At 38.2% G+C, this 13,244-nt stretch carries 9 protein-coding genes, 1 tRNA gene and 2 pseudogenes; 3 read left to right on the forward strand and 9 right to left on the reverse strand.

Translation table 11 applies throughout. The features are described from left to right. Positions 1–245: 245 nt before the first annotated feature. Positions 246–330: transfer RNA gene (locus DXA05_RS19425), tRNA-Ser, on the reverse strand. Positions 331–463: 133 nt separating this feature from the next. On the opposite strand from DXA05_RS19425, the pseudogene DXA05_RS19430 reads away from it, so the two are divergent. The 3 genes and pseudogenes from DXA05_RS19430 to DXA05_RS19440 all read left to right on the forward strand — a co-directional run bounded on the left by DXA05_RS19430 (position 464) and on the right by DXA05_RS19440 (position 5,330). Next, positions 464–2,963: pseudogene (locus tag DXA05_RS19430) on the forward strand (Smr/MutS family protein). A gap of 86 nt (positions 2,964–3,049) precedes the next feature. Then, a complete protein-coding gene (gene corA, locus DXA05_RS19435) occupies positions 3,050–4,102 on the forward strand; it encodes a magnesium/cobalt transporter CorA (RefSeq protein ID WP_004315191.1) in 1,053 nt (350 codons plus the stop codon). A 19-nt stretch (positions 4,103–4,121) separates the two neighbouring features. Beyond that, positions 4,122–5,330 carry an L-serine ammonia-lyase gene (locus DXA05_RS19440; RefSeq protein WP_009040762.1) on the forward strand — a complete coding sequence of 403 codons (1,209 nt, stop codon included), beginning with the start codon at positions 4,122–4,124 and terminating at the stop codon, positions 5,328–5,330. 64 nt (positions 5,331–5,394) lie between these two features. Here the strand turns inward: DXA05_RS19440 and DXA05_RS19445 are convergent, their stop codons facing one another. The 8 genes and pseudogenes from DXA05_RS19445 to DXA05_RS19490 all read right to left on the reverse strand — a co-directional run bounded on the left by DXA05_RS19445 (position 5,395) and on the right by DXA05_RS19490 (position 13,147). Next, positions 5,395–5,895 carry a PepSY-like domain-containing protein gene (locus DXA05_RS19445; protein WP_128859512.1) on the reverse strand — a complete coding sequence of 167 codons (501 nt, stop codon included), beginning with the start codon at positions 5,893–5,895 and terminating at the stop codon, positions 5,395–5,397. A 37-nt stretch (positions 5,896–5,932) separates the two neighbouring features. After that, positions 5,933–6,378: pseudogene (locus DXA05_RS19450) on the reverse strand (PepSY-like domain-containing protein). A 346-nt stretch (positions 6,379–6,724) separates the two neighbouring features. After that, positions 6,725–7,081, reverse strand: a complete 357-nt coding sequence (locus DXA05_RS19455) for a hypothetical protein (protein ID WP_008643089.1) — start codon at positions 7,079–7,081, stop codon at positions 6,725–6,727. A 1,095-nt stretch (positions 7,082–8,176) separates the two neighbouring features. Further along, positions 8,177–9,145 carry an NAD(P)-dependent oxidoreductase gene (locus DXA05_RS19470; protein WP_128859514.1) on the reverse strand — a complete coding sequence of 323 codons (969 nt, stop codon included), beginning with the start codon at positions 9,143–9,145 and terminating at the stop codon, positions 8,177–8,179. Continuing rightward, entirely contained in the window at positions 9,142–10,263 is a 1,122-nt protein-coding gene (locus DXA05_RS19475; RefSeq protein WP_128859515.1) for a glycosyltransferase family 4 protein, read from the reverse strand. Before DXA05_RS19475 ends, DXA05_RS19470 begins: the two co-directional genes overlap by 4 nt. A 6-nt stretch (positions 10,264–10,269) precedes the next feature. Then, the gene (locus tag DXA05_RS19480; RefSeq protein WP_128859516.1) at positions 10,270–11,367 is read right to left on the reverse strand and encodes a glycosyltransferase family 4 protein; all 1,098 of its coding nucleotides are present in this window, start codon (positions 11,365–11,367) and stop codon (positions 10,270–10,272) included. Continuing rightward, entirely contained in the window at positions 11,367–12,419 is a 1,053-nt protein-coding gene (locus DXA05_RS19485) for a glycosyltransferase family 2 protein (RefSeq protein ID WP_128859517.1), read from the reverse strand. The genes DXA05_RS19480 and DXA05_RS19485 overlap by 1 nt, the downstream gene beginning before the upstream one ends. Further along, on the reverse strand, positions 12,416–13,147 hold the full coding sequence (locus DXA05_RS19490) for a glycosyltransferase family 2 protein (protein ID WP_128859518.1): 732 nt from the start codon (positions 13,145–13,147) through the stop codon (positions 12,416–12,418). The genes DXA05_RS19485 and DXA05_RS19490 overlap by 4 nt, the downstream gene beginning before the upstream one ends. Between the last annotated feature and the right edge of the window lie 97 nt (positions 13,148–13,244).

Here is a 13,244-nt window from a genome sequence, read left to right on the forward strand (position 1 = left end):
CAAGGATTCCTGAAGGCAAGAACAAGCTTAAAGAAGCAACAGGATCAATCGTTTGGGAAGAGGATGTTTTCATGATGCAAAAATAAGAATTTTAACGCAATCCCCCAAGTTTTCAGACTGAGCCCTAAATTGGGATCAAATCACAAAAAAATATCATAAAATAAAAAAGCATCCCATAAGGTCATTTTCTGATACCTTAATTAGGATGCTTATTCTATAATACATTGATATTCAATGCTTAAAAGCGGAGAGACAGGGATTCGAACCCCGGGTACCTCGCAGTACAACGGTTTTCAAGACCGCCGCAATCGACCACTCTGCCACCTCTCCAAAACTCCTTTATCAGAAGTGCTTTCCGTTGAAAGCGGTGCAAAGGTACGAATCATTTTTAAATCTGCAAACATTCTGATATTTTTTTCGCGAATTAATCGTATTTTTGCAGTCCATTAGTAAGAACAAAGATATGATATACCCTCAAAATTTTGAGCAAAAGATAGGATTCGACCAGATCAGACAGTTACTAAAAGATAAGTGTCTTAGCACTTTAGGCGAAGAAAGAGTTACAGACATGACCTTTTCCGAACAACATGAAGAAGTAGAGGAGAAATTAAACCAGGTAACAGAGTTTGTCCGTATCATCCAGGAAGAAGACGGATTTCCCGATCAATTTTTCTTTGATGTCCGCCCTTCACTAAAGCGAGTGCGGATAGAAGGAATGTATCTGGACGAGCAAGAACTATTCGACCTGCGCCGTTCGTTAGAAACCATCCGTGACATTGTACGCTTTCTCCATCGGAATGAAGATGAAGAAGAGAACGACACCCCCTACCCCAGTCTGAAACGACTGGCAGGAGATATAGCCGTTTTCCCTCAACTGATAGGAAAAATAGACGGTATCCTCAACAAATATGGAAAAATCAAGGATAATGCTTCCACCGAATTAGCCCGTATACGTCGCGAGCTTGCCAGTACAATGGGAAATATTTCCCGCTCGTTAAACAGCATTCTGCGCAGCGCACAATCCGAAGGATACGTAGATAAAGACGTAGCTCCCACCATGCGTGACGGACGTTTGGTGATCCCCGTCGCACCCGGACTCAAGCGAAAAATCAAAGGTATTGTACACGATGAATCCGCTAGCGGGAAAACAGTGTTTATAGAACCGGCGGAAGTCGTAGAAGCCAACAACCGTATTCGCGAACTCGAAGGCGACGAACGACGCGAAATTATTCGCATCCTTACCGAGTTTTCAAACATTCTCCGTCCGTCTATCCCGGAAATCCTTCAATCATACGAATTTCTGGCAGAAATAGATTTTATCCGTGCGAAAAGCTATTTCGCCATACAGACCAATAGTCTGAAACCCGCCGTAGAGAATGAGCAACTACTGGACTGGACAATGGCTGTGCATCCTTTATTACAACTTTCACTTGCCAAACACGGAAAGAAAGTCGTACCACTGGATATAGAACTGAATCAAAAACAACGTATTCTTATTATATCCGGTCCGAATGCCGGAGGTAAGTCCGTCTGCCTCAAAACAGTCGGTTTACTACAATATATGTTGCAATGCGGTATGCTTATTCCCTTGCACGAACGCAGTCACGCCGGTATATTCAGCAGCATCTTTATCGATATTGGTGATGAGCAATCTATTGAAGACGATTTGAGTACCTACTCTTCTCACCTGACCAACATGAAAATCATGATGAAGAGTTGCAACGAGCGGAGCCTCATCCTGATTGACGAATTCGGTGGAGGTACGGAACCGCAAATTGGAGGTGCTATTGCCGAAGCCGTCCTGAAACGTTTCAACCAGAAAGGAACCTCGGAGTCATCACCACCCACTACCAGAATCTGAAACATTTTGCCGAAGATCATGAAGGAGTAGTGAACGGAGCCATGCTTTACGACCGCCATCTCATGCAAGCACTTTTCCAGCTACAAATCGGAAATCCCGGAAGTTCGTTTGCCGTAGAAATCGCACGAAAAATCGGATTGCCGGAAGATGTCATTGCAGATGCTTCGGAAATCGTAGGAAGTGAATATATCAATGCCGACAAATACCTTCAGGACATCGTGCGCGACAAGCGTTACTGGGAAGGAAAACGTCAAACTATCCGTCAACGGGAAAAGCACATGGAAGAAACCATTGCCCGCTACCAAACGGAAATGGAAGAGTTGCAGAAATCACGGAAAGAGATCATCCGGCAAGCAAAAGAAGAAGCGGAACGGATGCTTCAGGAATCCAATGCACGCATTGAAAACACAATACGCACAATCAAGGAAGCACAAGCTGAAAAGGAAAAGACACGCCAGGCACGTCAGGAACTGACAGACTTCCGTACTTCTTTAGATGCGCTGGCTTCTAAAGAGCATGAAGAGAAGATTGCACAGAAAATGAAGAAATTAAAGGAGAAACAAGAGCGGAAGAAAAATAAGAAAAACGAACCGAAAGCCGCAGTCTCTTCCCCGTCAAGTGCTCCTAAAGTAGTGCCGATTGCAGTAGGTGAGAATGTAAAAATCAAAGGACAGACAAGTGTCGGCCAAGTGATGGAAATCAATGGTAAAAATGCAACCGTTGCTTTTGGGAGTATAAAAACGACCGTAAAAATAGACCGTCTGGAACATACCAATAACGCCCCCAAGACGGAAGGAATCGCCAAAAGCACCTTTGTCAGTAGCCAGACGCATGATCAGATGTACGAAAAGAAGCTTAGCTTCAAACAAGACATCGATGTGCGTGGAATGCGTGGAGACGAAGCTCTGCAAGCAGTCACCTATTTTATTGATGACGCCATATTAGTCGGCATGGACCGTGTACGCATCCTTCACGGCACAGGAACGGGAATACTTCGTACATTAATCCGCCAGTATCTGGCACTGTACCGGGAGTGAGCCACTATGCAGACGAACATGTGCAGTTTGGCGGTGCCGGAATCACAGTAGTTGATTTTGACTAACCTGTAAACAAAACGTCCAAAGAACTTGTTCTCATTTAGAAAACCACTACCTTTGTTACAGTGGTTTTCTAAAACGAGAATAAAGCATGAAGAATAATCTGTTAAGCGAAAAGCTTATTTACACAGGAGACAGTCTTACTCCTACCCACTTACATCTTTGTACTTACAATGCTACCGAGATGCAGGAAAGCGCCAACGACACCTTTCAAGCCATCAAGGGAACACTGAACAGCGATCGGATCAATTGGCTACAAATACACGGAATGAAAGATACGGAGACTATCCGGGAAATTTGCAGTCATTTTGAAATAGACTTCCTAGTCCTGCAAGATATACTGAATGCGGATCATCCTACCAAGATAGAAGAGCATGACAAATACATCGTCCTGATCTTAAAAATATTCTACCCCAACGAACATAAAGAAGAAGACGAACTGGACGAGTTGCTCCAACAGCAAGTTTGTCTTATTCTAGGTAACAATTACGTACTTACTTTCCTCGAAAAAGAAACCGACTTCTTCGATGATGTCAGTTCCGCTCTGCGCAATGATGTCCTGAAGATACGCAGCCGCCAGACTGATTATCTACTTAGCGTGCTGCTCAACAGCATCATGGGAAACTATATTTCAACAATCTCTTCCATTGATGACGCACTCGAAGATTTGGAAGAAGAACTGCTCACCATCACCAGCGGTGATGACATCGGAATTCAGATTCAGGCATTACGACGCCAATATATGCTGATGAAAAAATCCATCCTTCCACTAAAAGAACAATATATCAAGTTACTACGGGCAGAAAACCTGCTCATTCACAAAGTGAACCGTGCCTTTTTCAATGATGTAAACGACCACTTGCAATTTGTATTACAGACCATTGAGATCTGCCGGGAAACTCTTTCCTCATTAGTCGATCTGTACATCTCCAACAATGATTTACGTATGAACGACATCATGAAGAGATTAACCATCGTATCCACCATCTTTATCCCTTTGACATTTCTGGTCGGAGTATGGGGAATGAATTACAAATGGATGCCCGAGCTCGAATGGCAATACGGGTATTTATTTGCCTGGATTGTAATGGCAATTATCGGTATTATTGTATATTTGTACTTCAGAAAAAAGAAATGGTATTAACAAAAACACATCATCAATCATGAAATCGATAAAAGAGCTATATAGAATAGGCACAGGACCTTCCAGTAGCCACACTATGGGACCGCGCAAAGCTGCCGAAATGTTTCTGGAACGTCATCCGAATGCTGCATCTTTTAAAGTAACCCTTTACGGCAGTTTAGCTGCTACAGGCAAAGGACACATGACGGATGTAGCCATTATAGACACTTTGCAACCCACTGCCCCGGTAGAAATTGTGTGGCAGCCCAAAGTCTTTCTACCGTTCCATCCGAACGGAATGACATTTGCAGCTTTGGATAGCAACGATAAAGTGCAGGAGAATTGGACTGTTTATAGCATCGGTGGTGGTGCACTAGCAGAAAATAATGACAATCCAACCATCGAAAGCCCCGATGTATATGGTATGGAAAACATGACTGAAATACTCCAATGGTGTGAAGATACCGGAAAAAGTTATTGGGAATACGTAAAGGAATGTGAGGAAGAAGATATATGGGACTACCTGGCTGAAGTATGGGCTACCATGAAAGATGCCATTCACCGTGGACTCGAAGCAGAGGGCGTACTACCCGGACCACTAAATCTCCGGCGGAAAGCCTCCACTTATTACATACGTGCTACCGGATACAAACAATCCCTGCAATCCAGAGGGCTCGTCTTCTCTTATGCTTTGGCAGTAAGTGAAGAAAATGCTTCCGGCGGTAAAATAGTAACCGCTCCGACTTGTGGTTCTTGTGGAGTTATGCCTGCCGTACTTTATCATCTTCAAAAAAGCCGTGACTTTAGCGATATGCGCATTTTACGTGCGTTAGCCACTGCCGGTTTGTTTGGCAACATCGTCAAATTCAACGCATCCATTTCCGGAGCAGAAGTAGGTTGTCAGGGAGAAGTCGGTGTTGCCTGCGCAATGGCTTCAGCTGCCGCCAATCAATTGTTCGGGGGCAGTCCTGCACAAATTGAGTATGCAGCAGAAATGGGCTTGGAACACCATTTGGGAATGACTTGCGACCCGGTATGCGGATTGGTACAAATTCCCTGCATCGAACGAAATGCATACGCCGCCGCACGTGCGCTGGATGCTAATCTTTATTCAGCTTTCACCGATGGCATGCACCGTGTCTCTTTCGACAAAGTAGTGCAAGTGATGAAACAGACCGGACATGACCTACCGTCACTCTATAAAGAAACAAGTGAAGGAGGATTGGCCAAGGATTACAAACAAATGTAATTATAAAAAGCAACGGACCATTCCTTTTATAGAAATGGTCCGTTGTCATTTTTATGATTAAAAGTTATTCAGTTGGCGGCCAATTCGTATCGTCTCCGTTACTGATATCTTTCTCATGTATCAATCCGCCATCCTGCGTGAAATAAAGCGAGTAGCGCTGGCTACCTTGTTTCACCTGAATCACAGATTCCATCGGATTCTGTGGAAATGTCAACACATATACATCTGTCACTACCCACGCGTTATATTTAGAATCCATAAAAGCCGTATAAACAGCCGGCACCAACTGATCAATACTGTTCAGTTCATTTTCTGTCATCACCCAGTTGGCATTAGCATCAAACCAGACTTCCAATTCATCATTGCTCACCCAACAGTCAGCTACATAATAAGCACCTTTCATCTCCCATTCTATATTCTGGGCAGCCGGATATACCTGTTTCAAGGCCTCCGTAATATTACTGGGCGGAACAAAAGTATCATCATCGTCATTATCACATGCACCGAAAAAAAGGGCAGTCATAAGCAACACTACTGCCCATGCGCTAAACTTAAATCTCCACATAGTTATCTTCTTGTTTAGGTCTATTTACTGCAACTTGTTAATCATCAGCCTTGATAAATTTTCCTTTCTTATCAAATTTGAAAGAAAGCCCGGTAGACAATTCAATCTCATACCCTTTGCGGTCACGTTCCACTTTTGTCACTCCTTCATTCACAAAATTATGCGCTTTCAGGTAGTTGACAGCAAATCCCGGAACAATACTAACAGGAACAGTCTGCCCTTTCTTAGCACTTACCTCTTCCCAGTTTCCCTTACTGTCAAAATCAATTTCCGTACCATCCATCAATACCACTTCATACTTGGTAGATTCCATCATATCCTTATCAATTTGATATGGGCAACCTGTGGCTTTGTAAAATTACTATTGATAAAATTACGTGCCGGAAGCGGCAACTGATTCATGTCTTTAGTTATCACATCTTTTGCGAATGAAAACTGCACGGCTACCAGAGCCAGTACAAGTAGAGATAGAAATTTCTTCATAATCGTTATTCTTTTAGCGTTAATACTATACTTTATTCTATGCTACAAATAACGATACAGATTCCGGAAAGATTTAGGAACATTATGAGTTTGCTCTTTTTTTGTATTCTTTAACCATCTATTCTATTTTCCACTCCCCTATGGTACAACGTTCCCTTAAAACGCAATATACCAACGATCCTCACAGACAGTTGGTATATTTCACATATAGATACATATCAGTTTTTACACCGATACGAGGATCAAGTTAAAAATATACCGCTGTACGATTTCTAACCTGCAAAATGTAGGGATTTCATGAGTTTATCATGAATCTAGGGACCTACATATTTCTTCATTTCAACATTTATTTTATACCATCCCAATGCATTACTACCACCCACTCTTTCGGTTGGTAAGTTCCGTGAAAACGGTGCGGAATCGTAGCAACCACCAAATCACAATTGGAAGCTAATACGGTTCTTAATTCCTTCAGCAACATATCCATTCGAACAATTAAATGAAGATACTTCATCATACACCGTATCACCCGTACATACTGATAAATGCACATATCCTCTCCCCGTCTTATCTCACTCAGTGTATTGGGAGAGATAGCAAATTCGCTGGAAAAGAAACTGTTACTGAAAATACGATCTGTTCCCATTAAAGCCAATACCAAATTGCTTAAAAACTCGTATGGTTTCTGTTTTTCTTTTGCCATGTCATTCTATGATTAATAATTTATAATATTTCAGTTTTTATTACTTTATCAAATATTGTCCACATAGGAAAACAATTAGCGATCCACTGCTAAAATCAACTGTCACTGACACTATTCGCAAAAAAGCATATTACGTGAGCTTCCTGCATTTTTTCGAGCACACAAAATTTCGTTCCTAAAAAAACAGCGAGAGTTTATCAACTGGATACAAGCAAGTTACAAACCTCACACACCTCTTCTTTCCCCCACCAACGCGCCCTCTTTTCAAAAGGACAAAAGGACATAAGGACAAAAATCCCCTATGGTACTATAAAAATTCCAATGCCAACGACGAAGCCTATTAGTTGGGAGAGGAATTCCAGAAAGGAGCTCCTTTATTTCCCCGATATTTATAAAATAATCTTACCTTATTGTCGAATGATTGTGTTACTGAAGACGGAAGCAAACGCGAACAAGATGTCGCTCTTCTTTCCAAGCACGGCCCTTTCACTAAATAATCCTTACAATATACATAATTTCGTTCAAGAGTTGACCAAGCATTTCATGACAGACAAAACGATTCAGGTTGGCGCAAAACACGATTTCAACATTCGTAAGGTAACACGTCTACAAAATCATTTAACATAATAAAGATCAGCAATATACCTCATGATTCTTATACTAAGATGAATAAAAACAGTCATATATGTCCTTTTTGTCCTTTTGTCCTTTTGGAGAGTCGGAAAAACATCGGAAGATTTGAAAAAAACATCTCAATGATTGAAATCAAACATTGGGATATTTCGATACAAATTTCCCAATGTTTTTTCTTTATATTTGTGTGTCTAAATACATCACTATACGTAAAATTAGGAAATATCAACGATCTTCACAGACAGTTGATATAGTGGGAAATTCACATCGGCTTTAACCTCCGATGTCAGGGCGTAGATCAGAAAAGTACCGTCGTGCTATTTCTGATCCACAATGTAGGAGAATCATGCTTTTTACAGCATGAAGCTAGGGACCTACATTTTTTTCATCTCACATACGAAACACTCACGTGTTTATTACATCTCAACATTTATTTTATATACCCAAATTGTTTCAGAAAAATCATCTCAAATACTTATTATCGTTATCTCTATACCAATCCTTAATAGCTTCTTCAAATGTATAATGAAACTTATACCCCGAATCAGCCAGTTTCTTTCCGCATATATTAGTAGAAATCATTAACTTCTTCACACGAGCAGGACAAATACCTAAAGCTTTTCCCCCTAACGGACCGACAATCCTTGCAACTGTCATTAGAAGACTTCCCGGCACCTCGACAACGGTACGTTGTAGTCCCGTAGCCTTTTTCATCGTTTCTACTATTTGCTCGATAGTAAAAGCTGGTTCATATGTACAGTTATATAACTCTACTCCTTCATTATGATTCTCTAAACGATAAAGCATAAAGCGAACCAGTTCTTTCACATAAATGCAAGCTTTAATCGTATCTTTACGGCCCGGATAGAAGAACTTACCACCACGGATCCCCCAATACAAACGGGTAAAGTTACCATTTTCCCCTTTACCGAATACCACACCCGGACGAACAATAGTAAGTTGTCGTTCGTTCGACTTTTTTGCCTGCCAAATCGTATGTATTTTTTCAGCCACTAACTTAGAAATTCCATAAGGCGTGTTCGGTGTGGGAAGCGTCTCTTCTGTTTTCAAATCTTCTGCTGCACCATAAGGAGCTATGGAACTGGTAAAAACGATTTTCTTTATCCCGAACTTCTCGGCAAAAGCACATACATTCTCTGCACCACGAATATTCGTCTCAAAATAAGCCTGGTCCGGATGCCCCGGGGTACGATGAACGGCTGCAAAGTTAAAGATGACGTCTTCGGAAGTAACGGGAACATCAATATTTATTTCAGAACGAACATCACAATTGATATATGTAGATTTACCTTCATGGCTATTCTCCACAATATCCAGATTGTATATTTTTGTACCCGGATATAAATTATCAATTAGAGCAATAAGATGCGTACCGATAAAACCGGAACCGCCAAATATAAAATAACTCATTTCAATAGATGATTAAATTCATTATATTTTAACTCTACAAACTCCTTTATTTCCTTCTTAAAACGTTCTTCCGAAAAAGTCTCCGCATGGTTACGTATTATTTTAGGATCAAACGATGTTTCTAGTTTTTCAAATCTTTCTACTGCATCAATAATCGATTCTACAGTTTGTTCATAAAAGAAAAGACCTGTTACTCCTTCTTTTACTGTTTCCAAAGAACCTCCCCTGCCATAAGCAATAACAGGAGTCCCACATGATTGCGCTTCGATCGGAATCATACCAAAATCCTCATCTGCTGCAAAAACAAAGGCTTTAGCTTTCTGCATCTTTTCTTTTAGTACCGCAAATGACTGATATCCCATGACAGTTACATTATGCCCGGCAATCTTGCGTATCTTTTCCAAATTAGGACCTCCACCAATCACAACCAGCTTTTTATTAGGCATACGACTGAAAGCTTCGACAATAAGATCTATTTTCTTATATCCCACCAAACGACTACTAGTTAAATAGAAATTTTCTTTCTCTACGCACAAATCAAAGTTAGAAATATCAATATTAGGGTGAATTGTTACAGCATCCCGCCTATAAGTCTCCTGAATTCGACGTCCCACATAATCGGAATTACTTATAAAATAGTCAACCCGGAAGCTGGATATCAAATCCCATTTACGAATACGGTGAAGCATATATTTAGCCAGATATCCTTTCAAGCCTTTTGTCAACCCCGATTCTTCCAAGTATTCATGATACATATCCCATACATAACGAATAGGAGAATGACAATAACAAATATGCAGTTGATCCGCTTTGGTTAGAACTCCTTTGGCAACAGCATGAGAAGATGATATAATCACATCATATCCCCGTAAATCAAACTGTTCTATTGCAAACGGAAATATAGGCAAATACATCCTATGCTTCTTTACCCCTAAAGGCAACTTCTGAATAAATGATGTATGGACTTTATTCCAGTCAATCCCTAATTCGTCACAAACTTGTTTTTTAGCAACTAAGGTGTAAATATCTGCGTCTGGAAATACATCCGCAATAGCTTTGACTACTTTATCTGAACCGCCAACGGTCACTAACCATTCTTGAATGATGGCAATCTTCATCTTATTTCAATTAATGATTTGTGCAATTTCATGTAACATTTTTCTTTCAAATTGATCTTTACTTAAAAACTCAGATACAATCTGATGTATAGCGATAGATATCTTTTTATAAAGAATATTATTCGAACATAAATTAGATATTTTCTTTGCAAGTTCATCAGAATCTCCTACAGAAAAAAGCATTGATTCACGATATTCATGTAAAAAGGTGTAAACAAGTTCTTTCATTCCCCATGCATTTGTTGCTATAGTAGGAATTCCTAATGACCAACTTTCTGTCATTGCTAAAGAAAACGTTTCGAAAGGCGAGATAGAAGGAATAACAACCAAACTAATTTTAGCCTTAACTAAAAAATCAGGTACATCCGATATAAGACCTGTAAAATGACAATTCACTGAATATGCGAGAAGTTCATTATAATAATCCCGATCTATAATATTACCTATAATGTATAATTCATAATTATCTGATAAGCTTTTTATGGATTCGAATACAATATGTTGTCCTTTAGACCGTATCACATCACCCACTACGGCTATTCGCTTGTTGCAATCTTCGATATGAATATTCTCTCTTAAAAAGACCGGGTTATAAAGTACACAACTCTTCTTTTTATTTTTAAGAGAGATTTGTGTTAATGTATAATTAGAAACCCCAAAAATTCTTACAACAACTGCACTATTCAAAAAATAATCCACAAATAATCTAACTATGCGATCTATATAAAAGACATGAAGGTGTGATATTATTTTTATCTTTCTCCTTTTAGCTAACAATATAGCTACAGGGAGAATATTTTGATGCTGAATATACAAAAGATCAAAAGTATTTTTCTTCAAAACCTCATTCAATTGTACAGAAGTATGGTAAATGTTAAATATCAAATTAAAATAATCTTTCAATGTTTTTCGTCCTCTTGTATATTGTTTCAAGTTGTAATGATACAATTGATAGCCTGATAACAAATTCGATATATCGTTATTGCTTCCTGGAACAAAAATAGCAATATCATATTTTTTTGAAAGTACATCACAAATACATTTAGTTATAATTTGTCCCCCTCCTATAGTCTCTCTCCCTTCTAAAATTAGAATACGCTTCATTACAAATCAATATATTTAGTTTTCAACATTAACAAAACGAATAAAAGTTTTATTCGTTTTGTTCGAAACAGAGATATAAGAATTATATAATATATCATATCTATTTTCAAAGTATTACTTTTATAACACTTCATTAGATTTACATCCAAAATAATATGATAATATGCTGCAGATTCAACTTTTTCGTACATCAATTTTATAAATGCCCTAAATTTTTGATAATCTCCACTACATATGTGATATCCAGTTTTTAAAGAGACAGCTAAACATTCTTTTGCAAAACACAAGCAAAACAAAGCAAGATTACCACTATCTATTATCCCTTTTGCAAATAACCTAGTAGGATGTTCCAATGCAGCTTCAACAATATCAATACTAGATTTAGTAGAAGTACTAAATCCATATCTAATATAATGATTGTAATAAATGTTAGGATTTACCACCAAACTAGAAATATAGTCTAAATAAGCAGAGTTAAAATCAATATCTTCTCCACCTCTTTTAAAGAAAGCATCGAATAATAATCCGTTTTTAGAAATTATTGTTCTTTTGTAAAGTCCATCCCAAACTAATTCAAATACTCCCTCATATCGAAATAGCATATTTTTTTGCATAATCTCAGATTGATTATAAACTGCAAAATCTCTTTTAAGATCAACTCTCCGATATGAGTCTTTCAACATATAAATATTCCTTTTACCAAACTTTACTAAGTCTGCATTATATTGCTGTGCCAATGTATAATTATCTTCTAATAAATCATTTTCCCATTCATCATCGTGATCCATAAAGACAATATATTCACCTATAGCACATTTTAGCCCAAAATTACGAGCATCACATATCCCCCCATTTTCTTTGGTATACAATTTTATTCGATTATCTCGCCCCATCAGATTCAGACAAATATTATAACTTCCATCGTCAGAACCATCATCTACAACTATAAGCTCAAAGTTTTTAAATGTTTGATTTAAAACACTATTTATCGCAGTCTCGACATATTTACACGCATTATAGACTGGCATTATTACTGATATAGCAGGCTTCATACTTGTCTTTTTAAGTAATCCTTAACAAACAAAGGAATCAATGATACAATAGGATCCAATAATACTCTACAAATCAAATACTTAATTGATATCCTTTGATAAATAACATCAGCACATAACTTTTGATAAAAGCACCATTTACCTGATGAAATTCCTGATAAATCATAGATAGCGATAGGAATATCAATCTTCATAAAAAACGAATAAGGAATACTGCAAAAAAATAAATAATCAGATATTATTATTTTATCAGTCAACACATATCTACCATACACAGTATGTAACTCTTTCTTATAAAGAGTTGCTTGATGAATAATATCTCCCTTTTCTATGGAACATTTATATATTTTTGTTTTACCTCCTTTTACTCCACAAAAATCCGAATAGATAATTTTTTTGTTACTTGGTATATTCAAATTGAACACAGAAGACAATGTTTTTTTATCCACAAATACATCTCCTGCATTCATAAAATTGAGCCATTCACCAGTCGCAATATCAATTGCTTTATTCATTGCATCATAAATCCCCCTATCAGGTTCACTTACCCAATAACTAATCTTGCCTTGATAACGTTTTATTACTTCCAAAGTCCCATCTGAACTTCCACCATCAATAATGATATATTCTATGTTATGATAATCCTGATTAAGAACTGACAAAATAGTCTTTTCTATATCAGAGACACAATTAAAACAAACGGTAATAACTGAAATTTTAGGTGACATAAATACAAATTTTAAACACTCCAATATACAAGTAAAGACTCTACAAACACTTTCAAGGCAGTCTCTTTACTCTATTTTCACTATAAGCTTACCCTAT

It is taken from the genome of Bacteroides sp. AM54-2NS (assembly GCF_003602935.1).
Lineage (GTDB): Bacteria > Bacteroidota > Bacteroidia > Bacteroidales > Bacteroidaceae > Bacteroides > Bacteroides xylanisolvens.

Excerpts from the sequence above, each read along its gene's own strand:
- DXA05_RS19480 (WP_128859516.1), bottom strand. The coding sequence starts at position 11,367 with ATGAAGCGTATTCTAATTTTAGAAGGGAGAGAGACTATAGGAGGGGGA.
- DXA05_RS19490 (WP_128859518.1), bottom strand. The coding sequence starts at position 13,147 with ATGTCACCTAAAATTTCAGTTATTACCGTTTGTTTTAATTGTGTCTCT.
- DXA05_RS19445 (WP_128859512.1), bottom strand. The coding sequence starts at position 5,895 with ATGTGGAGATTTAAGTTTAGCGCATGGGCAGTAGTGTTGCTTATGACT.
- DXA05_RS19455 (WP_008643089.1), bottom strand. The coding sequence starts at position 7,081 with ATGGCAAAAGAAAAACAGAAACCATACGAGTTTTTAAGCAATTTGGTA.
- DXA05_RS19475 (WP_128859515.1), bottom strand. The coding sequence starts at position 10,263 with ATGAAGATTGCCATCATTCAAGAATGGTTAGTGACCGTTGGCGGTTCA.
- DXA05_RS19485 (WP_128859517.1), bottom strand. The coding sequence starts at position 12,419 with ATGAAGCCTGCTATATCAGTAATAATGCCAGTCTATAATGCGTGTAAA.
- DXA05_RS19470 (WP_128859514.1), bottom strand. The coding sequence starts at position 9,145 with ATGAGTTATTTTATATTTGGCGGTTCCGGTTTTATCGGTACGCATCTT.
- DXA05_RS19440 (WP_009040762.1), top strand. The coding sequence starts at position 4,122 with ATGAAATCGATAAAAGAGCTATATAGAATAGGCACAGGACCTTCCAGT.
- corA (WP_004315191.1), top strand. The coding sequence starts at position 3,050 with ATGAAGAATAATCTGTTAAGCGAAAAGCTTATTTACACAGGAGACAGT.